Here is a 21088-nt window from a genome sequence, read left to right as displayed (position 1 = left end):
GTGCGCAACAGCATCGGGATGGGGCATCCGCCGTACTAGGCTGTGAGCCGTCCTACTCCCACAGACGGCGCAAGCCGCGATGAGGTGCATCCCGTGACTGCCGCAGCAGACCCCCAGCCCGAGACCGACGCCCCCGAGCTCCCCGAGCCCGAGACGACGTCCGCCCCCGCCGAGAATCCTGCCGAGACCCCCGTCGCCGACGACGCGGTCGAGGCGGATGCCGCGACCGACGCCGCAGACGTCCCCGAGGCCGCCGAGGCTTCCGATGCCGAGACGATCGACGTCGAGGCCCTTGACGCCGCGGCGTCTGACGCCGAGGTGGTCGAGGTCGAGGCGGTCGAGGTCGAAGCGGTCGAGATCGTCGAAGTGGTCGAAGACGCCGAGGGCGACGTGGTCGCCGTCGAGGTGACCGAGATCGTGGTCGAGCACGCTGCTCCGGCGGCCGCCGGCTCGGACGAGCCGTGGGGCCGCGTCGACGACGACGGCACGGTGTCGGTGCGCGAGGCGGACGGCTGGCGCGTCGTGGGCCAGTACCCCGACGGCTCTTCCGAAGAGGCGCTCGCCTACTTCGAGCGCAAGTACGCCGACCTCGCGAGCGAGGTGACCCTCCTCGAGGTGCGTCACCGCCGCGGCGGCGCATCCGCGTCCGATCTGCGCGCCACCGCACGCGCGATCAACGGCAAGCTCGTCGACGCTGCGGCGGTCGGCGACCTCGCCAGCCTCGTGGCGCGTGTCGCGGCGCTGACGAAGGCGCTCGCGGCGCAGACCGAGACCGAGGCCGTCGCCGCGCGTGAGGCCGTCGACGATGCCGTCAAGGCGCGCACCGAGCTCGTCGAGAAGGCCGAGGCCCTCGCCGCTCGTGACCCGCGCACCGTGCAGTGGAAGCAGGCGACAGCCGAGATCAACGGCCTGTTCGACCAGTGGCAGTCGCAGCAGCAGAACGGGCCGCGTCTTCCCAAGTCGACGGCCCAGCAGCTCTGGAAGCGATTCCGTGACGCGCGCGCCACGGTCGACAAGCACCGTCGCGCGTTCTACGCCGAGCTGGACGAAGCGCACAAGGGCGTCCGCGACCGCAAGACGCGCCTGGTCGAGAAGGCCGAGGCGCTCGCGCCCAAGGGCGAGGACGGCATCCCCGCCTACCGCGACCTGCTCGACGAGTGGAAGACGGCCGGCCGGGCCGGCAAGAAGGTCGACGACGCGCTGTGGGCGCGGTTCAAGGCCGCCGGCGACGCGCTCTACGGTGCGCGCGTCGAGCGCGAGGCCGCTGATGCCGAGGCTTCCCGCGAGAAGATCGACGCCAAGCGCGCGCTCCTCGATGAGGCCAAGGTCGTCGGGGACGAGCGCGACATCGCGAAGGCCCGCTCGATCCTCACGGCCATCCAGCGTCAGTGGGACGAGATCGGCCGCATCTTCCCGCGCGACGCCGAGCGCTCGCTCGACGACGAGCTGCGTCGCATCGAGAACGCCCTGCGCGGGCGCGAGGACGCGGACTGGAAGCGCAACGACCCCGAACAGAAGGCGCGCGCCAACGACATGACGCGTCAGCTCACCGACGCGATCCAGAAGCTCGAGGACGAACTCGCCGCCGCGAAGAAGTCCGGCGACAAGAAGGCCATCGCGCAGGCGTCCGACGCGCTCGAGGCCCGCAAGTCGTGGCTGAAGGCACTCGGCGGCTGACGTCGAGCACGATCGAATTCAGGCCTCCGGCCGGCACCGCGTGCCGGCCGGAGGCCCTTTTCGTGCGCGGGTTCTCCACAGTCGGGCGCCCGCAGCCTCCGTCGACCCGCGTGAGTGCGGCACACTTCACGCATGGCTTCGCCGTTCCTGTACTTCGCCGACGACCGTCTGTCGCGTGCCGAACTGACGGCCGCGTGCCTGGACGGACACCTCGTCGAGCTCGGCGACGCCTACATCCCGGCCGACGCCGTCGAGACGACGGCTCTGCGTGCGGGCGCGCTGTCCCGGCTGCTGGGCGAGACGCTGGCCGCCACGCATCTGACTGCGGCCTGGATCCACGGTGGCCTCCCCCAGCCGCCCGCGCGGCACACCGTGCAGCGCGGCGTGCCGCGTCGCCTGCACGTGATGCCCGACCGCCACGTCGTCTACCGCGATGTGGCCGTGCCCGCGGCGGACCTGGAGCTGATCGGCGGGGTCCGGGTGGCGACGACCGTGCGAACCCTCATCGATCTCGCGAGGACGACGGATGCCGCCCATGCACGCGCCGCCGGCCTGCTCGCCAGTGCGCATCCGAGGGCGGTCGGGCCGGCGATCCGCCGGCTGGAGCAGGGGACGCTGCCGCACAAGAACGCCGCGCTGGTCGTGCTGCGCGCCGTCGAGGCCGAGCTGTCGCAGAGCGTCAGGAGGACGTGACGCGGTACACGTCGTAGACCGCGTCGATGCGCCGCACCGCGTTGAGCACGCGGTCCAGGTGCACGATGTCGCCCATCTCGAAGACGAAGCGACTGAGCGCCAGGCGGTCGTTGGTCGTCGACACCGTCGCGGAGAGGATGTTGACGTGGTGCTCGCTGAGCACGCGGGTCACGTCGCTCAGCAGGCCCGAGCGGTCGAGCGCCTCGACCTGGATCTGGACGAGGAACACGCTCTTGGTCGTCGGTGCCCACTCGACGTCGATGAGGCGCTCCGGGTCCTCCATGAGCGACTTCACGTTCGTGCAGTCGGCACGGTGCACGGAGACGCCGCTGCCGCGCGTCACGAATCCGACGATCTGATCGCCGGGCACGGGGGTGCAGCACTTGGCGAGCTTGACCAGGATGTCGGGCGCACCGCGCACCAGGATGCCCGAGTCGCCGCCGCGCGGCGCCCGGGAGCGGCCGACCGGCGGAAGGTCGATGGGCCCGGTGGTGGTGTCGTTGGCCGCGACGAGGGCGGTGACCTTCTCGATCACCGACTGGGTCGAGACGTGGCCTTCGCCGACCGCGGCGTACAGCGCCGAGACGTCCTCGTAGCGCAGCAGGTGCGCCACCTCGGAGAAGGAGTCCTGGCTCATGAGGCGCTGCAGGGGCAGGTTCTGCCGGCGCATCGCGCGCGCGATCGACTCCTTGCCCTGCTCGATCGCCTCTTCGCGCCGCTCCTTGGTGAACCAGCCGCGGATCTTGTTGCGGGCGCGCGTGCTCCTGACGAAGCCCAGCCAGTCCTGCGACGGCCCGGCGTCGGGGTTCTTCGAGGTGAACACCTCGACCACATCGCCGCTCTTGAGCTCGGACTCCAGCGGCACGAGGCGGCCGTTCACCTTCGCGCCCATCGTGCGGTGGCCGACCTCGGTGTGCACGGCGTACGCGAAGTCGACCGGGGTCGCACCGGCGGGCAGCCCGATGACGCGACCCTTGGGCGTGAAGACGTAGACCTCTTTCGCGCCGATCTCGAAGCGCAGCGAGTCGAGGAACTCGCCCGGGTCCGCGGTCTCGGCCTGCCAGTCCGAGATGTGCGCGAGCCACGCCATGTCGGTGTCGACGGACTTGGAGTCCGTCTTGCCGCCGTTCATCCGCTCCTTGTACTTCCAGTGCGCCGCGACGCCGTACTCGGCCTGCTGATGCATCTCGTGCGTGCGGATCTGGATCTCGACCGTACGGCCGCCGGGACCGATCACCGTCGTGTGCAGCGACTGGTAGAGGTTGAACTTCGGGGTGGCGATGTAGTCCTTGAACCTGCCGGGCAGCGGCGTCCACCGCGCGTGGATCGCGCCGAGCACCGCGTAGCAGTCGCGCACGCTGCCCACGAGGATGCGGATGCCGATCAGGTCGTAGATGTCGTCGAACTCGCGACCGCGCACCACCATCTTCTGGTACACGGAGTAGAGCTGCTTCGGGCGTCCCATGACGCGGCCGCGGATGCGCAGCTCGCGCAGATCGCTGTCGACGGCGTCGATCACGTTCTGCACGTACTGCTCGCGCTGCGGGGTGCGCTGCTTGACGAGGCTGTCGATCTCGGCGTACAGCTTGGGCTGCAGCACGGCGAACGACAAGTCCTCGAGCTCGGACTTGATCGCCTGGATGCCGAGCCGATGCGCGAGCGGAGCGTAGATCTCCAGCGTCTCGGTGGCCTTCTTGCGCGCCTTCTCGGGAGGCACGAAGCCCCACGTCCGGGCGTTGTGAAGCCGGTCGGCGAGCTTGATGAGGAGCACCCGGATGTCGCGCGACATCGCGACGATCATCTTGCGGACCGTCTCGGCCTGCGCGCTCTCGCCGTACTTGACCTTGTCGAGCTTCGTGACGCCGTCCACGAGCATCGCGACCTCGTCGCCGAACTCGGCCGTCAGCGTCTCGAGCGAGTACTCGGTGTCTTCGACGGTGTCGTGCAGCAGGGCGGCGGCGATCGCGCGCGGCCCGAGGCCGAGATCGGCCAGGATCTGCGCCACCGCGAGCGGGTGCGTGATGTACGGCTCACCGCTCTGACGAGCCTGGCCGGAGTGCGCGCGCTCAGCGACGGAGTAGGCGCGCTCGATGATCGACAGATCGCCCTTCGGATGGTGCGTGCGCACCGTCCGAAGGAGCTGCTCGACGTCGTCGCGCCGGGCCGAACGCGAGAAGATCCTCGGCACCAGGCGGCGCAGCGAGGACGATTGGGCGGGCGGGATGGTCTCGGTCATACGATCCCCTCCCCTCCGCCGAATCCCACAATCCTACGCCCGCGACCGGGGGCACCCGGCCGCGGACGCCTGGGCCGGTCATACCGGCCCAGGCGTCGCGTTCAGACCGGGGTGCCCGCGAGTGCGCGCGCGTCGAGCACGCGCGTGTCGCGCGACTTGATCGCGGGCTCGTTCTCGCGCAGCAGCGAGTACAGCGGCGATGCGACGAACAGCGTCGAGTACGCGGCCACGATCGTGCCCACGAAGATCGCGAGCGACAGGTCGGTGAGCGTCTGCGCGCCGACCCAGACGATGCCGATGAACAGGATCGCGCCGGTCGGGAGGATCGCCACGACAGTGGTGTTGATCGAGCGCACGAGCGTCTGGTTCACCGCGAGGTTGACCGACTCGCCGAATGTGCGTCCCGATACTTCGCCGTCTTCGCTGGTGTTCTCCCGGATCTTGTCGAACACGACCGTCGTGTCGTACAGCGCGTACGACAGGATCGTCAGGAAGCCGATGACGGCCGCGGGCGAGATCTCGAAGCCGAACAGCGCGTACACGCCGATCGTGATCACGAGCACGTCCACCAGGCCGATGATGGCCGAGACCGACATCTTCCAGGTGCGGAAGTACAGCGCGAGGATCAGGAACGTCAGAGCGAGGAAGATCGCCAGACCCCACAGCGACTGGCGCGTGACGTCCGCTCCCCAGCTGGGGCCGATGAACGACGCGCTGACCTCGCTGGCGGGGACGTCGTAGGCGTCTGCGAGGGCCGCCGAGACCTCACGGCTCTCGGCATCGGTCAGCTGGTCGGTCTGCACGCGGATCGCGCTGTCGCCGACCGTCGCGACCTTCGTGGTTGCGTCGGGGACGACCGAGTGCACCGCTTCGGTGGCGGCGAGCTGGTCGATGGGCGCTGACAGGCCGGTCACCGTGAACTGCGAACCGCCGGTGAACTCGATCGAGAACTGGATCGGGCGGAACAGCGGCACGAGCGCCGACGCGATCACGAGGATCGCGGCGATGAGGAACCACAGACGCCGGCGGCCGACGAAGGGGAACGACGTCTTGCCGGAGTAGAGGTCGTTGCCGAGCTGGCTCATGGAGCGCATCAGTCGTCTCCCTCCTTGACGGTCGTGACGGGTTTGCTGGTCTCAGCGGCCGCCTGCTCCGCCTGCTTGCGCTCGGCGATCGTCTGACGACGCGCCGCCTCGCCGCGGGACTTCGCGTTGCGGCGTCCGGCGGTCCCCGTCGTCAGCACGGGGTCGCGGAACTGCGCGCGCCCGCGGTAGACCGCACCGAGGGCCGTGGGGTCGAGACCCGACAGCGGGTGTCCCGAGCCGAAGAACTTCGTCCGCGCCAGCAGCTGCAGCACCGGGTGGGTGAACAGGATGAAGATGAGGACGTCGATCGCGGTCGTGAGACCCAGGGTGAAGGCGAAGCCCTTGACCGTGGCATCCGCGAGGATGTACAGCACGACGGCCGCGAGGATGTTGATCGACTTCGAGATGTAGATCGTGCGCTTGGCGCGACCCCAGCCGTCCTCGACGGCGGACGTGATCGACTTGCCGTCTCGCAGCTCGTCCCTGATGCGTTCGAAGTACACGATGAACGAGTCGGCGGTGAAGCCGATCGTCACGATGAGGCCCGCGACACCGGCGAGCGACAGGCGGAAGCCCATGCGCCAGGCGAGGATGCACAGTGTGATGTACGTCAGCACCGCCATCACCACGAGGGACGCGATGATGATGAAGCCGAGCGCGCGATAGACGATCAGCGAGTAGATCGCGACGAGTGCCAGACCGATCAGACCCGCGATGAGGCCGATCATGAGCTGCTGCGAGCCGAGCGTCGCCGAGATCGAGTCCGAGCTGACCACGCTGAAACTCAGCGGCAGAGCACCGTACTTGAGCTGGTCGGCGAGCACCTTCGCGCTCTCCTGGGTGAAGCTGCCCGTGATGCTCGGCTTGCCGTCCATGATCACGCCGTTCATCGACGGCGCCGACAGCACGTAGCCGTCGAGCACGAACGCGAACTGGTTCAGCGGTGCGGTGGCGCCGTACAGGCGCTGGCTGATCTCGCCGAAGGTCGTGGTGCCCTCGTCGTCGAACTGCAGGTTGACGGCCCACTGGTTGTTGCTCGTCTGCAGGCCGAACGTCGCGTCGTCGATCGACGAGCCGTCGAGCTCGACCGGACCGAGGATGTACTTGACCGTGCCGTCCGCGTCGCAGGTGATGAGCGGCTCGTCCTTGGGCGCGTTCGCGGGGTCGTTCGCCGGGTCGGAGCAGTCGTACGCGAGGTACTCGGCCTGAAGCGCCGGCGTGATCCACGCGGTGTCGCTGCCGTTGGTGGGCGACGTGGTGGGCGTGGCCTGCAGCGACGGGTCGGGCGTCGGATATGGCGTCTCGTTGCCGTCGTCGCCCACGAAGGTGTTCGCGGGCGCGCCGGTGTAGAGAACCGCGCGCAGCTGCAGCTGCGCGGACGCTTCGATGCGGTTGCGCGTCTCCTCATCGGCCTGACCGGGGATCTGCACGACGATCTGGTTGCCGGACTGCGTGGTCACGTCGGCCTCGCCGACGCCGGAGGCGTCGACGCGCTGACGGATGATCGTGACCGCCTGCTCCATCTGCTCGGCAGAGGGGTCGGCGCCGTTCTCGGTCTGCGCCTCGAGGACGATCTGCGTGCCGCCCTGCAGGTCGAGCGCAAGGGACGGCGTCCACGAGCTCTTCCCGAAGACATAGACGCCGAGGGCGTTGATGCCGAACAGGATCGCGGTGATGACGAGAAGGCCGGTCAGCGCGCGCCACGCATGCCGGACGGGAGTGGATGTCGCCACGTCTTCGCTTTCTGGAGTGCCCGAACGGGCGAACGGTCAGACCTTAGTCCTGGGCCTTTGTGCCGGAATCGGCGTCGCCCTTGTCGGCGTCCTTGTCCTTCGCCTTGGCGGCGTCGTCGCTGATCGAGCTGATGTCGCCGTTGGCGACGCCCTCGGCATACTCGGCGTGGCTCTCTTCGGCCTCGAGGTACTCGTCCTCGGTGACGGAGTCGGCGCCAGGGGTCACGACGCGCAGGATGGCCTGGCTGTGGACCTTGATCTCGACGCCGGGCGCGAGCTCGACGATCGCGGGCTGGTCGAGGTTGTCGGCGTCGTACGACACGATCGTGCCGTAGAGGCCGCCCTGGAGGAGGACCTCCGAGCCGGGCACCGTCTGGCGCGCTTTCTGCTCCTGCTCGGCCTTCTGCTTCTGCATACGGCGGCGGGAGCTCCAGAACATGAAGACGAGGAGCACGACCAGCAGGATGATGAGGCCGTAGTTGCTCAGGAAGGCAGCGAAGTCCATGGAGCCGGTGGCACCTTTCGGGTCAGGCACGCGCCGGGGCGGCGCTGCCTTGCAGGAGGGGGGTAGGCGAGAGCCTCCAGTGATTATAGGTCATCGAATCCGAGCACCGATTCGACGCTCGCCACGCCCAGATGTGCGTAAGCCTCGGGCATCGCGATGCGACCCCTCGGAGTGCGTCCCATGAAGCCGATCCGCACGAGGTACGGCTCGACCACCGACTCGATCGTGTCGGGTTCCTCGCCGACGGCCACCGCGAGGGTGCTGAGCCCCACGGGCCCGCCGCGGAAGCGCCGGACGATGACGTCCAGCACGGCCCGGTCCAGGCGGTCGAGGCCGATCGAATCGACGTCGTAGAGGTCCAGCGCGGCGTCGACGGTGGCGATGTCCGCCCCCGTCCGCCCGTGCACCACGATGTAGTCGCGCACTCGGCGCAGCAGGCGGTTGGCGATACGAGGGGTGCCGCGCGATCGGCGCGCGATCTCGGCACGGGCGGCCGGCGGCAGCGACACCCCCAGCATGACCGCGGAGCGCTCGATGACACGCTCCAGCTCCTCGGGCTCGTAGTACTCGAGGTGTGCGGTGAAGCCGAACCGGTCGCGCAGCGGGTTGGGCAGCAGTCCCGACCGCGTCGTGGCGCCCACGAGTGTGAACGGCGCGAGGTCGAGCGGGATGCTGGTGGCGCCGGCCCCCTTGCCGACCATGATGTCGATGCGGAAGTCCTCCATCGCGAGGTACAGCATCTCTTCGGCCGAGCGCGCCATCCGGTGGATCTCGTCGATGAACAGCACTTCGCCGGGCGTGAGGCTCGACAGCAGCGCCGCGAGGTCGCCCGCATGCTGGATCGCGGGACCGCTCGACAGCCGCAGCGGGCGGCCGCTCTCGTGGGCGACGATCATCGCGAGCGTGGTCTTGCCGAGTCCGGGAGGCCCCGACAGCAGGATGTGGTCGGCGGGGCGCTGCTGGATGCGTGCGGCGTCAAGCAGCAGCTGCATCTGCCCGCGCACCTTCTGCTGGCCGACGAACTCGGAGAGCGACGTCGGACGCAGCGCGCCCTCGATCGCGAGCTCGGTCTCGTCGACGGGCTCGGCGTCGTCGTGGACGTCAACCACCGACCGTCTCCTTCCGTGCCGGCCCCAGCGCCGACAGCGTCAGGCGCAGCAGCGCGGGCACCGACGAGCGGTCGCCCTCGGACGCGTCGGATGCCGCGGCCTCGACCGCCTCGGCCGCCACGCGCTCGGACCAGCCGAGGCCGACCAGGGCCTGCACGACCTGTGCCGGCACGGCCGCCGAGGTGGCGGCATCCCCTCCGCTCGTCCCCGTGGGCCGGGTGACGGCGATCTTGCCGGCGAGCTGCACCACGATGAGCTTCGCCGTCTTGGGGCCGATGCCGGAGACGCGGCGGAAAGGGGCGTCGTCGTCGGAGGCGACGGCGTCGGCGATCTGAGGCACGGTGAGGGTGGCGAGCACGCCGAGCGCGGACTTCGGGCCGACGCCGGTGACCCCCAGCAGCTGTCCGAACACCGTCAGCTCTTCGCGCGACTCGAAGCCGAACAGCGACAGTGCGTCCTCGCGGACGATCAGGGTCGTGTGCAGCAGCACGGTGTCGCCGAGGTGGGTCGCGTGGGCGATCTGGGGGGTGACCGCGACGTGCAGCCCGACTCCCCCGACCTCGACGACGACCGAATCCGCATCGACGTGCACGGCGGTGCCGCGGACTGAGGAGATCATGCTGCGAGCCTACGGGCTGGTTCGGACGTTTGTTCGAGCGACACGCACGCGCAGGCGTCGATGACCTCAGCGCCGGGCGACGCGCTCGGCGTCGGCCCACGCGCGCTGGGCGGGGGTGAGCGTGGACGACGACCGCGCGGTCGCGACCGGTGCGCCTCGCCACGCGTGGCACAGCGCGAGCGCCAGCGCGTCGGCTGCGTCGGCGGGCTTCGGCAGCTCTTCGAGCCGCAGCACGCGGGCCACCATCGTCTGCACCTGGCGCTTGTCGGCGTTCCCGTAGCCGGTGATCGCCGCCTTGACCTCCGAGGGGGTGTGCGTGGCCGCGGGGATGCCGCGCTCCCCCGCGACCAGGAGAGCGATGCCGCTCGCCTGGGCCGTGCCCATGACGGTCTGCCGGTTGTGCTGGGCGAACACGCGCTCGACGGCCACGACATCGGGGGCGTGCGCCTCGAGCACGGCCCGGAGCCCCGCCGCGATGACGGCCAGGCGCTCCTCGATGGGCGCGTCCACGTCAGATCTGACGACCCCCACGTGCACGAGCTGCGCCGAGCGATCGGCGGCCACGTCGACCACTCCGACGCCGCAGCGGGTCAGGCCGGGGTCGATTCCGAGGACGCGGAGAGTGCCGCGCGAGCTGCCGGTTCGCACTCCCCCACGCTAGATGAGAGAGGCGGATGCCTTGGCCAGGCGCGCTGCGCCGGGCCGAGGCATCCGCCTGTCCGCGTGCTGTCAGTCCTCGTCGGACTCGAGCTCGGCCTGCACCTCGGCGGTGAGGTCGAAGTTGCTGTAGACGTTCTGCACGTCGTCGCTGTCTTCGAGCGCGTCGATGAGACGGAACACCTTGCGTGCCGTGTCGGCGTCGACCTCGACCTTGAGGTTGGGGACGAACTCGACGTCGGCCGACTCGTAGTCGATGCCGGCCTCCTGCAGCGCGGAGCGCACCGCGACGAGGTCGGACGCCTCGGTGATGACCTCGAAGCCCTGCGCGTGCGGCTCGACCTCTTCGGCGCCGGCCTCGAGCACCGCGAGCATGACGTCGTCCTCGCTGGTCCCCTCGCCGCCGACGACGATCACGCCCTTGCGGGTGAAGTTGTACGCCACGCTGCCGGGGTCGGCCAGTGTGCCGCCGTTGCGCGTGAGCGCCGTGCGCACCTCGGCGGCCGCGCGGTTCTTGTTGTCGGTCAGACACTCGATCATGAGCGCGACGCCGTTGGGGCCGTAGCCCTCGTACATGATCGACGCGTACTCGACCGACTCGCCGCCGATGCCCGCGCCGCGCTTGATGGCGCGGTCGATGTTGTCCTTCGGGACCGACGTCTTCTTCGCCTTGAGCACGGCGTCGAACAGCGTCGGGTTGCCCTGCAGGTCAGGTCCGCCCAGCTTCGCGGCGACCTCGATGTTCTTGATGAGCTTGGCCCACGACTTGGCACGGCGCGAATCGATGATCGCCTTCTTGTGCTTGGTCGTTGCCCACTTGGAATGCCCGGACATGGTCCTCCTGAATTACGCTCGTCGGCGGAAGACGCGTCAACGCCTCGCCCGACGGACTAGTTTATCCCCCGGCTACAGGGCGAACTCGAAACCGAACCGCGACGACAGCAGCGCGACCAGGTCGCGCGGCACCTTCGTGAGGTACGCCGGTGCGGGTGCCAGCGTGTCGGGCGCACCGATGAACGGGAAGTAGACCGGCCCGTCGGTGAGCGTCTCGACCCGGTCGCGCACCGCGACGATCTCGGACCCGACGCGGCGCAGGCTCGGCAGGGTGATGGGCGATGCCAGGCGCAGCGTGTCGCTGATCGGCATGCGCCAGTGCGGCAGATCGTCGCCGCGCCGGTCGCGCGTCTCCTCGCCCAGCGGTCCGAGCACACGGCCCCAGGCCGCGATCCCCGGCACCGCGAGCGTGCGGTCCCATACGAACAGCGTGTCACCCGGCTCGGTGAACCCGACGAGCTCGTGCGACCACTCGAACCGGTGCTCGTCCCGCGCCTTGGGAGCCGACAGTGCGTCTCCGACGATGCCGCGCGACGGCGCGATCATCCAGTAGCGCTCCTCCGGGTGCTCGCGCCACCAGTCGTTGATCGTCATGGCTCCGAATCTACCTCGCGGTGTCGTCCGCGCCGGCCCGGCGCACGCGCTCGTCGACGAGATCGAGCAGCAGTCGGTGGAACCGGTGATCTCCGGTCACTTCGGGGTGGAACGACGTGCCGAGCAGTGCCCCCTGGCGCACTGCGACGATCCGTTCGTCGTCGAGCGTCGCGAGCGCCTCGACGCCCTGGCCGATCTCTTCGACGAGCGGCGCCCGGATGAACGCCGCGTGCACGGGCGGGTCGCCCAGCACGGGCACGTCGAGGTCCACCTCGAAAGAGTCCACCTGGCTGCCGAACGCGTTGCGCCGCACCGTCACGTCGAGCCCGCCGAACGTCTGCTGCCCCGGCGCGCCGTCGGCGATTCGGTCGGCGAGCAGGATGAGGCCGGCGCACGTCCCGTACACCGGCATCCCGTCGGCGATCGCTTCGCGGAGGGGATGCCGCATCCCGAACGCTCGGGCGAGCTTGTCGATGACGCTCGACTCGCCGCCCGGGATCACGAGGCCGTCGACGGTGGCGAGCTCCTCCGGCCGACGCACGGCAATGACGTCGGCGCCCAGGTCCGTGAGCACGCGCACGTGCTCACGGACATCGCCCTGCAGTGCGAGGACGCCGACGCGCGGCATCCTCACCAGCCGCGCTCGGCGAGCCGGTGCGGGGCGGGGAGATCGGCCACGTTGATGCCGACCATCGCCTCGCCGAGGCCGCGCGACACGTCGGCGATCACCCGGGCGTCGTCGTAGAACGTGGTGGCCTTGACGATCGCGGCGGCGCGCTCGGCCGGGTTGCCGGACTTGAAGATGCCCGAGCCGACGAAGACGCCGTCGGCGCCGAGCTGCATCATCATGGCCGCGTCGGCCGGCGTCGCGACGCCGCCGGCCACGAAGAGCACGACGGGCAGCTTGCCCGTCTCGGCGACCTCGGCGACCAGCTGGTAGGGGGCCTGCAGCTCCTTCGCGGCCACGTACAGCTCGTCCTTGCTCATGGAGCGCAGCGCGTTGATCTCGGCGTTGATCTTGCGGATGTGCTTGGTCGCCTCGGACACGTCGCCCGTGCCGGCCTCGCCCTTGGAGCGGATCATGGCGGCACCCTCGTTGATGCGGCGCAGAGCCTCGCCGAGGTTGGTCGCGCCGCACACGAACGGCACGGTGAAGTTCCACTTGTCGATGTGGTTCACGTAGTCGGCGGGCGAGAGCACCTCGGACTCGTCGATGTAGTCCACGCCGAGCTGCTGCAGCACCTGCGCCTCGACGAAGTGGCCGATGCGGGCCTTGGCCATCACGGGGATCGAGACGGCCTCGATGATGCCGTCGATCATGTCGGGGTCGCTCATGCGCGACACGCCGCCCTCGGCGCGGATGTCCGCGGGGACCCGCTCCAGCGCCATGACGGCGACGGCGCCGGCGTCCTCGGCGATCTTGGCCTGCTCGGGCGTGACGACGTCCATGATGACGCCGCCCTTGAGCATCTCGGCGAGGCCGCGCTTGACGCGGTCGGTTCCCGTGTCGGCAGTGGTCACGAGGGTTCTCCCTTATCTGGATTTCGGCGGGTCCCGCCGTCAGCGCGACGGATGAGGACAATGCAGTCATTGACCTAGGCCAAAAGATAGCATGGACTGCGTCCTACAATCGGCGGACCGGCGAACAGCAGGGACGGTGCCATGACCTCCGACATCCGCGGCCGATCCGCGACCGAGATCGCCGACAGCGTGCGCGCCCTCATCGAGCGTTCACGACTGCGCGCGGGCGATGCGCTCCCCCCGGTGCGGTCGCTCGCCGACGAGCTCGGCGTCAACCGCAACACGGTGGTGGCTGCCTACCGTCAGCTGACGCAGGCGGGGGTCGTCGTGACACGCGGTCGTGGCGGCACGCGCGTGGCGGAACTCTCCCCCGTCGCCCAGGAGGGCTTCGCCGCCGACAGCGTGCTGCGCGACGTCGGCACGGGCAACCCCGATCCGGACCTCATCCCCGACATCGCGCCAGCGCTGGCGAGCATGGCCGGGCGACCTGTCCTGTACGGCGAGCCGGTCATCGACCCGGCTCTGGAGGGCTGGGCGCGCGACTGGATGAGCGACGGACTCGCCGCCGAGGATCTCCGGCTCACGATCACGAGCGGCGCGGCCGACGCCGTCGAGCGGCTGCTCGCGCAGGCGCTCACCCGCGACGACGCGGTGGCGCTGGAGGATCCCTGCTTCCTCACGAGCATCCACACCGTCCGCATCGGCGGCTATCGGCCCGTTCCGGTGCCCGTCGACGATGAGGGCATGACGGTGACGGGGCTGCGCGCCGCCCTCGAGCAGGGCGTCCGGGCGGTCGTGCACACGCCGCGCGCGCAGAACCCGACGGGTGCGAGCCTGTCGGCCGGCCGCGCGGCGCTGCTGCGCGACGTCCTGCGCGATCACCCCTACGTGCTCGTGATCGAGGACGACCACTTCTCGATGCTGTCGCAGCAGCCCTTCCACTCGCTGATCTCGCCCGACCACCGCCGCTGGGCGCTCGTGCGATCCGTGTCGAAGTTCCTCGGGCCCGACATGTGCCTGGCCGTGACGGCGTCGGACCCCGAGACCGCTGAGCGGCTCGCGATGCGCCTGACGCCCGGCACCACGTGGGTCAGCCATCTGCTGCAGCGACTCACGCATGCGCTGGTGACGGATGCCGCCACCGCCGCGTCGATCAGACGCGCCGGGGCGCACTACGCGGCGCGCAACGAGGCGTTCCTCGCACGCCTGCGCGCGCACGGGCTCGACGCGGACGCCGGGGACGGGCTGAACCTGTGGATCCCGCTCCCGGTGCCGGCGCGCGCGGTCTCGGAGCAGCTCATGCGGCGTGGCTGGCTGGCGCGGCCCGGCGACGAGTTCGTGCTGGCCGGCGACGAGCCCTCGCACCGGCTGCGACTGACCGTCCACGACCTCGACGATGCCGCAGCCGGGCAGCTGGCTGCCGACCTGGCGGCCGCCGTGGCAGCGGCGCGCGGCCGGGCCCGCGTGCGGGAAGTGGGATGATCGACCGGTGAAGATCCTCTCGATCCAGTCGGCGGTCGCCTACGGCCACGTCGGCAACTCGGCAGCCGTGTTCCCGCTCCAGCGCATCGGCGTCGAGGTCATGCCGGTGTACACGGTCAACTTCTCCAACCACACCGGATACGGCGCGTGGCGCGGTCCGATGATCAGCCCCGACGACGTGCGCGAGGTGATCGTCGGCATCGAGGATCGCGGCGCGTTCCCGCAGATCGACGTGATCCTCTCGGGCTACCAGGGCGGCGAGGGCATCGCCGACGTGATCCTCGACGCCGTCGCGCGCGTGAAGGCCGCGAACCCCGATGCCGTCTACGCGTGCGATCCCGTGATGGGCAACGCCAAGTCCGGCTGCTTCGTCGCCCCGGCGATCCCGGTGCTCCTGCGAGACCGCGTCGTGCCTGCCGCGGACATCATCACGCCGAACCAGTTCGAGCTCGGCTTCCTCACCGAGACCGAGCCCGCCGACCTCGAGTCCACCCTCGCCTCCGCCGACCTCGCACGCGAGATGGGTCCGCGCACGGTGCTCGTCACGAGCGTCGAGCGTCCCGACCGCCCGGAGGGCACGATCGAGATGCTCGCCGTCACCGACGACGGCGCGTGGATCGTGCAGACCCCGCACATCCCGATGAAGGCCAACGGCTCCGGCGACGTGACCGCGGCACTCTTCACCGCCCACTACCGCCGCACCGGCGACGCGGCCGACGCCCTCGCCCGCACCACCTCGAGCGTGTACGACCTGCTCGAGCGCACCCACGCATCGGGCGAGCGCGAGCTGCAGCTCATCGAGTCGCAGGACGCCTACGCCAACCCGCGCCTGCAGTTCGCCGTCCAGCAGGTGCGCTGAAGGCTGTGAAGAAGGGGATGCCGCGGCTCGCGGCATCCCCTTCTCACGTCCTCACACGTTCCAGGCGTCCGAGATCGCGCGACGGACGTCGCCGAGCAGCTGAGGCAGCGCCTTGGTCCGGGCGATGATCGGGAAGAAGTTCGCATCGGACGCCCACCGCGGCACGATGTGCTGGTGCAGGTGCTCGTCGACGCCTGCCCCGGCCACCTGGCCCTGGTTCATGCCGATGTTGAAGCCGTCGCACCGCGACACCTGACGCAGCACGCGCATGCCCTGCTGGGTCAGCGCGGCGATCTCGGCGACCTCTTCGTCGGTCGCCTGGTCGTACGTCGCGATGTGGCGGTAGGGGCACACCAGCAGGTGTCCCGAGTTGTACGGGAACAGGTTGAGCAGCGCGTACGCGGTCCGGCCGCGGAAGACGATCAGGCCGTCCTCGTCGGACTTGCGCGGAGCCTCGCAGAACGGGCATTCCTTGCGCAGCACCTCGGGACCTGCCTGGATGTACGCCATGCGGTGCGGCGTCCACAGACGCTGGAACTCGTCCGGCACACCCGCGAACGAGGCGGCGTCGACGAGGGCCGCGTCAGGAGCATCTCCCTGGGGAACGCCCGACCCGGGCTCGTCGACGTTCGTCACGCGCCCTTCGACAGGCTCGGGAACCGTGACTTCGCCTTCGCGACTCCCCGCAAGCGGGTCGTCGCTCACGCGAAGTCCTCCGCGGTGTTCACCAGTGCGTGCGAGGCGATCGCCGCGCGCACGCGACGCACCGCGTCGGCGATCGGCACGCCGTTCTCCTGAGACCCGTCGCGGAAGCGGAACGACACCGTGCCGGCGGCCTGGTCCTGTGCGCCCGCGATCAGCTGCAGCGGCACCTTCTGGGTGGTGTGCGTGCGGATCTTCTTCTGCATGCGGTCGTCGGAGTGATCGAGCTCGGCGCGGACGCCTTCGGCCTTCAGCAGGTCGACGACCTCGCCGAGGTAGTCGGCGAACTCCTCAGCGACCGGGATGCCCACGACCTGCACCGGCGACAGCCACACCGGGAACGCGCCCGCGTAGTGCTCCAGCAGGATCGCGAAGAACCGCTCGATCGAGCCGAACAGCGCGCGGTGGATCATGATCGGCCGCTTCTTCTGGCCGTCGCGGTCGGTGTACTCCAGCTCGAAGCGCTCCGGCAGGTTGGGGTCGACCTGTACGGTCGACAGCTGCCAGGTCCGACCGATCGCGTCTCGGGTCTTGAGGTCGATCTTGGGACCGTAGAACGCCGCCTCGCCGGGCACCTCGGTCAGTTTCAGCCCACTGGCGACCGCGACGTTGCGCAGCGCGTTCGTCGAGTACTCCCAGAACTCGTCCGAGCCGATCCACTTGTCCTTCTCGTCGTCGCGCATCGACAGCTCGAGCTCGAAGTCGTCGAGGCCGAAGTCGCGCAGCATCGAGATGACGAACTCGAGCACGCGGGTCGCCTCGCCCTCGAGCTGCTCGGGGGTGACGAACAGGTGCGAGTCGTCCTGCGTGAACCCGCGCACGCGGGTGAGGCCGTGCAGCGCGCCCGAGAGCTCGTTGCGGTAGACCGTGCCGTTCTCGGCCAGACGCATCGGCAGATCCCGGTAGCTGCGCGCACGCTCCTTGTAGATCAGGATGTGCATCGGGCAGTTCATGGGCTTCAGGTAGTAGTCCTGGCCCTGCTTGGTGATCTCGCCGTGCTCGTCGCGCTCCTCGTCCATCACGATGGGCGGGAACATGCCCTCCTTGTAGGTGACGAGGTGGTTCGACGTGAGGAACAGGTCCTGCTTCGAGATGTGCGGGGTGTACACGTAGGTGTAGCCGCCCGCGATGTGGCGTCGCCGCGCGTGCTGCTCCATCTCGCCGCGGATGATGCCGCCGCGCGGGTGCCACACCGACAGGCCCGAGCCGATCTCGTCGGGGAACGAGAACAGGTCGAGGTCCTTGCCGAGCTTGCGGTGGTCGCGCTTGGCCGCCTCCTCGAGGCGGGTCTGGTACGCCCGCAGCTCGTCCTTCGTGGGCCACGCGGTTCCGTAGATGCGCTGCAACTGCGGGTTCTTCTCGCTGCCTCGCCAGTAGGCGCCGGCGATGCGCTGCAGCGCCCAACCGTTGCCGATCAGGCGGGTGTTCGGCAGGTGCGGCCCGCGGCACAGGTCCTTCCACACGGTCTGGCCGTCGCGGTCGACGTTGTCGTAGATCGTCAGCTCGCCCGCGCCGACCTCGACCGAGGCGCCCTCGGTCTTCTCGGCGCCGCCGCCCTTCAGCCCGATGAGCTCGAGCTTGAACGGCTCCGCAGCAAGCTCGGCGCGCGCCTCCTCGTCGGTCACGACGCGACGGACGAAACGCTGCCCCTCGCGGATGATGCGCTGCATCTCCTTGTCGATGGCCTTGAGGTCCTCGGGTGTGAAGGGGTGCTCCACGCCGAAGTCGTAGTAGAAGCCGTCGGTGATGGGCGGGCCGATGCCGAGGTTGGCCTGCGGGTTGATGCGCTGCACCGCCTGGGCCAGCACGTGCGCGCTCGAGTGGCGCAGGATCGCCAGCCCGTCGGGGCTGTCGATGGTGACCGGCTCGACGGCATCCGTCTCGGTCACCACCGTCGCGAGGTCTTTCAGTTCGCCGTTCACCCTCAGTGCGACCACCGATCGGTCGGGGAACAGGGCGAAGCCGTCAGCGGGATAAGGCACAGCGTCAGTCACGGAAACTCTCCTGGGAATGGCTCGGATCAAGGCTACTCAGCTTCAGGCGCACGCCACGCCCCGCCCGCTCAGGCGCCGAGCGTTCGCGTGATGGTCTTGAGTGCCGCTGCAGCGGTCGACCAGACGAGTTCCACGCGTCGATTCTACCCAGTGACCGGGCCGGGGCCGGCGCCCACGTGCTTGAGCGCCTCGCGGCGCGTGAGCGGGCTGACCTCGTGCTCGTCCACGTAGGCGCGCACCCACTCCGGGGCGACGCGCGCATACTCGCGCAGCGCCCACCCGATCGCCTTGCGCAGGAAGAACTCGGGGTCGGCGGTGCTGGGGGCGATCGTGTCGGCGAGGACCGCAGGATCGAGACGGATGCCGCGCCCCAGCTGCGACAGGATCGCGATGCGCCGGATCCACAGGTCCGGATCCCGGGCCCACGTGTGCACCAGCGCGGCGGTCTCGATGGGCCGAGCATCGTGGAGCTCGGCCAGACGGTGCGCGAGCTCGTCGGTGTAGTCCCACCACTGCCCCGTGCGAACCATGTGCTCAACGAGAGGGACGACTGCCGGGTCGGCGCGCACGGGCGCGAGCGACAGCAGCGCCATGGCGGCGTAGCGCTCCTCCCGGTGATCCGCGGCATCCCACAGCTCGAGCGCAGTGGCGCGCAGGGCGGCGGCATCCCTCCCCTTCGCCCGGCTCTTGGCGACGCGACGCGCATCGGGCACGCGGACGCCGAGGAACGGCATGTCGGACTTCATGTACGCCTGCTGGCCGGGCGCCCGGTCCGGATCAGCGGCCTCGCGCAGCGCGGAGCGGATGTCTTCGGCGAGGGTCACGGGCTCACCGTACCGGTCCCTGGAACAGCAAAAAACCCCTGATCTCTCAGGGGTTTTCTTCTGTGCGCGATACTGGGATCGAACCAGTACGCACGGGATGTTCGTTCCCCCGTCGAATCGGGCCGGATCCCTTGCTAGCACTGGGGACGCGCTAGGTACCACATGTGGCAGGAGAAGGCACGATATCCCACGAACCGGCATAAGATATCCCACGATCTCCCACGGGCACCGGCCCGGGCGGTTCGCATGCGCGGTTCAACGCGCGGGGGTCAATCAACGATCGGGTCAAGCAACATGCCAGCAACCAAGCGCAAGCGACGCGAGACATTCGGGCAGCTCGACAAGCTGCCGAGCGGGCGGTACCGGGCGCGCTACACCGGGCCCGACGGCAACCGGCACAGCGCACCGGCCACGTTCGACACCATGACCGACGCCCGCGCATGGCTCGCGGCCCGTCACACCGAGATCGCCACCGGAATCTGGTGTCCTCCCGATGTCGCCGCAGCCGCCCGCGCAGAGCGCGCGCAGACGCTCCAGGCGTACGCGGATGGATGGCTGACGTCGCGGACGAACGCGAAGGGCGATCACCTCCGCCCCCGCACGCTGGACGAGTACCGCAGACTGCTGCGCCCGTCCTCCGGCGAGGGCGACGCGGGCGGTCCGCTGGCAGCACTGCTGCGGATGCCACTCGCGGCGATCTCCCCGCAGGTGGTGCGTGGCTGGCGGTCGGATCAGCTCGCGACGGGGCGGAAGACGCAGACGTCCCGGGCGTACGGGCTGCTGTCGTCGATCCTGGCGACCGCGGTCGGTGACGGGCTACTGCCCAGCAACCCGTGCACGATCAAGGGCGGGCAGGTCACGAGCACGGGGCGCAAGGTGATCCCGCCGACGGATGCGGAGCTGGAGAGCATCCTGGAGGTGATCCTGCCCCGGTTCCGCGCACTGGTGATCGTTGCGGCTGTCGGTGGCCTCCGGTACGGGGAGGCGACGGCGCTGCGCGCGAAGGACGTGACCGTGCAGCGCGACGACGCGGGCGCTGTGGTGTCGGTGCGGCTGCGCGTGGAGCGGGGCGCGGTGCGCACCAGCTCCGGCATCGTCGCGGGCTCGACGAAGAGCGCGGCGGGCGAGCGGTCGGTGGCCATCTTCGGGCCCGACGCGGAGATCGTTGCGGACCATGTGCGAGGGCTCATCGGGGATGCGCTGCTGTGGCCCGCTGCCGACGGGGTGTCTTTCCTGAATGAGTCGGCATTCTGGCGGCACTGGAACCGGGCGCGCGTGGTCGCAGGACGAGGCGACATGCCGTTCCACGCGCTGCGGCACTACGCGGGCACGCGATACGCGCAGGCTGGCGCGACGCCCCGGGAGACGATGGCGCGGCTGGGGCACGCGTCGCTGGGTGCGGCGATGCGCTACCAGCATGCGGGGAACCGTGACGACGAACTCGCCGCGCGGATGATGCGCCGCAACGCAGGGACGGCGTAGCGACTCGCGACGAGAGGGGCACCAGGCGAAGACTCGCCGGTGCCCCTCTCGCCTTCGTTCGAGGAGCGCCCTAATCTGTCAGTAGCTGGCAGGCAACTGCACGCGACTCCCTGGAAGGAGCACCCTCCACCCGTTCGGGTGCTGGGGTATCTGCGCTACCTTCCCGGAGTCCGCATGACCAGTCTCGCTCACTTCCCCGCGTCCCCCGTGGACCCCGCCGACGACCGCCCCGAGTGGGGCACCATGGCGGAGGCCGCCGAGCGGGCCACGGTGGAGCTCTCGACCATTCGCCGGTGGATCGCCTCTGGGCGAATCACGGCGTACCGCGTCGGTGCACGCAATGTCCGGCTTGACCTGCGCCAGGTCTCCCCCGACCGCATCGGCGTGCCGATCGGCGGCGCTGCTGCTCGCAAGGCGGGCTGATCGGTGGCGCTGTCGCATGACGCGCAGCGCGATCGCCTCACAGACCCCCGAAACGTCGA

The 21088-nt window shown here is 69.8% G+C and carries 20 protein-coding genes; 6 read left to right on the top strand and 14 right to left on the bottom strand.

What is annotated here, in order from left to right; genetic code table 11:
• Positions 1-93: 93 nt before the first annotated feature.
• Both ACFWJ8_RS02730 and ACFWJ8_RS02725 read left to right on the top strand, forming a co-directional pair.
• Positions 94-1677: a DUF349 domain-containing protein gene (locus tag ACFWJ8_RS02730; RefSeq protein ID WP_378808593.1), complete on the top strand. Its 1584-nt coding sequence runs from the start codon at positions 94-96 to the stop codon at positions 1675-1677.
• A 132-nt stretch (positions 1678-1809) separates the two neighbouring features.
• On the top strand, positions 1810-2370 hold the full coding sequence (locus ACFWJ8_RS02725; RefSeq protein WP_378808590.1) for a hypothetical protein: 561 nt from the start codon (positions 1810-1812) through the stop codon (positions 2368-2370).
• Here ACFWJ8_RS02725 and ACFWJ8_RS02720 read toward each other — a convergent pair.
• From ACFWJ8_RS02720 to pdxS, 11 genes are all read right to left on the bottom strand, one after another.
• Positions 2357-4606 carry a RelA/SpoT family protein gene (locus ACFWJ8_RS02720; RefSeq protein WP_378808587.1) on the bottom strand — a complete coding sequence of 750 codons (2250 nt, stop codon included), beginning with the start codon at positions 4604-4606 and terminating at the stop codon, positions 2357-2359. The two genes, ACFWJ8_RS02725 and ACFWJ8_RS02720, sit on opposite strands and share 14 nt — an antisense overlap.
• Before the next feature lie 101 nt (positions 4607-4707).
• On the bottom strand, positions 4708-5700 hold the full coding sequence (gene secF / locus ACFWJ8_RS02715) for a protein translocase subunit SecF (RefSeq protein WP_378808585.1): 993 nt from the start codon (positions 5698-5700) through the stop codon (positions 4708-4710).
• The gene (secD, locus tag ACFWJ8_RS02710) at positions 5700-7424 is read right to left on the bottom strand and encodes a protein translocase subunit SecD (protein ID WP_378808582.1); all 1725 of its coding nucleotides are present in this window, start codon (positions 7422-7424) and stop codon (positions 5700-5702) included. Before secD ends, secF begins: the two co-directional genes overlap by 1 nt.
• Positions 7425-7467: 43 nt before the next feature.
• On the bottom strand, positions 7468-7929 hold the full coding sequence (gene yajC, locus ACFWJ8_RS02705; protein ID WP_378808580.1) for a preprotein translocase subunit YajC: 462 nt from the start codon (positions 7927-7929) through the stop codon (positions 7468-7470).
• 83 nt (positions 7930-8012) lie between these two features.
• Positions 8013-9038, bottom strand: coding sequence for a Holliday junction branch migration DNA helicase RuvB (gene ruvB, locus ACFWJ8_RS02700; RefSeq protein WP_378808577.1), 1026 nt, complete (start codon positions 9036-9038; stop codon positions 8013-8015).
• Positions 9031-9657 (bottom strand): Holliday junction branch migration protein RuvA, encoded by a 627-nt coding sequence (gene ruvA, locus ACFWJ8_RS02695; RefSeq protein WP_378808575.1) that lies wholly within the window; start codon positions 9655-9657, stop codon positions 9031-9033. Before ruvA ends, ruvB begins: the two co-directional genes overlap by 8 nt.
• 66 nt (positions 9658-9723) lie before the next feature.
• Positions 9724-10305, bottom strand: coding sequence for a crossover junction endodeoxyribonuclease RuvC (gene ruvC, locus ACFWJ8_RS02690; protein ID WP_378808572.1), 582 nt, complete (start codon positions 10303-10305; stop codon positions 9724-9726).
• Positions 10306-10386: 81 nt separating this feature from the next.
• Positions 10387-11148, bottom strand: coding sequence for a YebC/PmpR family DNA-binding transcriptional regulator (locus tag ACFWJ8_RS02685; RefSeq protein ID WP_378808569.1), 762 nt, complete (start codon positions 11146-11148; stop codon positions 10387-10389).
• Between the two features lie 72 nt (positions 11149-11220).
• A complete protein-coding gene (locus tag ACFWJ8_RS02680) occupies positions 11221-11742 on the bottom strand; it encodes a hypothetical protein (protein WP_378808563.1) in 522 nt (173 codons plus the stop codon).
• A gap of 10 nt (positions 11743-11752) precedes the next feature.
• Positions 11753-12370, bottom strand: coding sequence for a pyridoxal 5'-phosphate synthase glutaminase subunit PdxT (gene pdxT, locus ACFWJ8_RS02675; RefSeq protein WP_378808561.1), 618 nt, complete (start codon positions 12368-12370; stop codon positions 11753-11755).
• A gap of 2 nt (positions 12371-12372) precedes the next feature.
• Positions 12373-13263: a pyridoxal 5'-phosphate synthase lyase subunit PdxS gene (gene pdxS / locus ACFWJ8_RS02670; RefSeq protein ID WP_378808559.1), complete on the bottom strand. Its 891-nt coding sequence runs from the start codon at positions 13261-13263 to the stop codon at positions 12373-12375.
• A gap of 141 nt (positions 13264-13404) precedes the next feature.
• On the opposite strand from pdxS, the gene ACFWJ8_RS02665 reads away from it, so the two are divergent.
• The gene (locus ACFWJ8_RS02665) at positions 13405-14745 is read left to right on the top strand and encodes an aminotransferase class I/II-fold pyridoxal phosphate-dependent enzyme (protein ID WP_378808556.1); all 1341 of its coding nucleotides are present in this window, start codon (positions 13405-13407) and stop codon (positions 14743-14745) included.
• Positions 14746-14752: 7 nt separating this feature from the next.
• Entirely contained in the window at positions 14753-15604 is an 852-nt protein-coding gene (pdxY, locus tag ACFWJ8_RS02660) for a pyridoxal kinase PdxY (RefSeq protein ID WP_378808553.1), read from the top strand.
• Between the two features lie 51 nt (positions 15605-15655).
• On the opposite strand, the gene ACFWJ8_RS02655 is transcribed toward pdxY, so the two are convergent.
• From ACFWJ8_RS02655 to ACFWJ8_RS02645, 3 genes are all read right to left on the bottom strand, one after another.
• Entirely contained in the window at positions 15656-16240 is a 585-nt protein-coding gene (locus ACFWJ8_RS02655) for an HIT family protein (protein ID WP_378808668.1), read from the bottom strand.
• A gap of 65 nt (positions 16241-16305) precedes the next feature.
• Complete coding sequence (thrS, locus tag ACFWJ8_RS02650) at positions 16306-18300, bottom strand: threonine--tRNA ligase (protein ID WP_378808551.1); 1995 nt, start codon at positions 18298-18300, stop codon at positions 16306-16308.
• A gap of 143 nt (positions 18301-18443) precedes the next feature.
• Positions 18444-19124 (bottom strand): DNA alkylation repair protein, encoded by a 681-nt coding sequence (locus ACFWJ8_RS02645; protein ID WP_378808549.1) that lies wholly within the window; start codon positions 19122-19124, stop codon positions 18444-18446.
• A 294-nt stretch (positions 19125-19418) separates the two neighbouring features.
• On the opposite strand from ACFWJ8_RS02645, the gene ACFWJ8_RS02640 reads away from it, so the two are divergent.
• Positions 19419-20606 (top strand): tyrosine-type recombinase/integrase, encoded by a 1188-nt coding sequence (locus ACFWJ8_RS02640; RefSeq protein WP_378808546.1) that lies wholly within the window; start codon positions 19419-19421, stop codon positions 20604-20606.
• Positions 20607-20780: 174 nt separating this feature from the next.
• Positions 20781-21029, top strand: a complete 249-nt coding sequence (locus ACFWJ8_RS02635; RefSeq protein WP_378808544.1) for an excisionase family DNA-binding protein — start codon at positions 20781-20783, stop codon at positions 21027-21029.
• Positions 21030-21088: the final 59 nt, after the last annotated feature.

The organism is Microbacterium sp. NPDC058389 (assembly GCF_042722305.1).
Taxonomy (GTDB): domain Bacteria; phylum Actinomycetota; class Actinomycetes; order Actinomycetales; family Microbacteriaceae; genus Microbacterium.
The sequence above is the reverse complement of the archived record's forward strand: the minus strand, read 5'-3'. Positions and strand labels throughout refer to the sequence as shown.

What these genes read in the sequence shown, in the direction of transcription:
- ACFWJ8_RS02725 (WP_378808590.1), top strand. Translation starts at nt 1,810, where the DNA reads ATGGCTTCGCCGTTCCTGTACTTCGCCGACGACCGTCTGTCGCGTGCC.
- ACFWJ8_RS02720 (WP_378808587.1), bottom strand. Translation starts at nt 4,606, where the DNA reads ATGACCGAGACCATCCCGCCCGCCCAATCGTCCTCGCTGCGCCGCCTG.
- secF (WP_378808585.1), bottom strand. Translation starts at nt 5,700, where the DNA reads ATGCGCTCCATGAGCCAGCTCGGCAACGACCTCTACTCCGGCAAGACG.
- yajC (WP_378808580.1), bottom strand. Translation starts at nt 7,929, where the DNA reads ATGGACTTCGCTGCCTTCCTGAGCAACTACGGCCTCATCATCCTGCTG.
- ruvA (WP_378808575.1), bottom strand. Translation starts at nt 9,657, where the DNA reads ATGATCTCCTCAGTCCGCGGCACCGCCGTGCACGTCGATGCGGATTCG.
- ACFWJ8_RS02685 (WP_378808569.1), bottom strand. Translation starts at nt 11,148, where the DNA reads ATGTCCGGGCATTCCAAGTGGGCAACGACCAAGCACAAGAAGGCGATC.
- ACFWJ8_RS02680 (WP_378808563.1), bottom strand. Translation starts at nt 11,742, where the DNA reads ATGACGATCAACGACTGGTGGCGCGAGCACCCGGAGGAGCGCTACTGG.
- pdxT (WP_378808561.1), bottom strand. Translation starts at nt 12,370, where the DNA reads ATGCCGCGCGTCGGCGTCCTCGCACTGCAGGGCGATGTCCGTGAGCAC.
- ACFWJ8_RS02665 (WP_378808556.1), top strand. Translation starts at nt 13,405, where the DNA reads ATGACCTCCGACATCCGCGGCCGATCCGCGACCGAGATCGCCGACAGC.
- ACFWJ8_RS02640 (WP_378808546.1), top strand. Translation starts at nt 19,419, where the DNA reads ATGCCAGCAACCAAGCGCAAGCGACGCGAGACATTCGGGCAGCTCGAC.
- ACFWJ8_RS02635 (WP_378808544.1), top strand. Translation starts at nt 20,781, where the DNA reads ATGACCAGTCTCGCTCACTTCCCCGCGTCCCCCGTGGACCCCGCCGAC.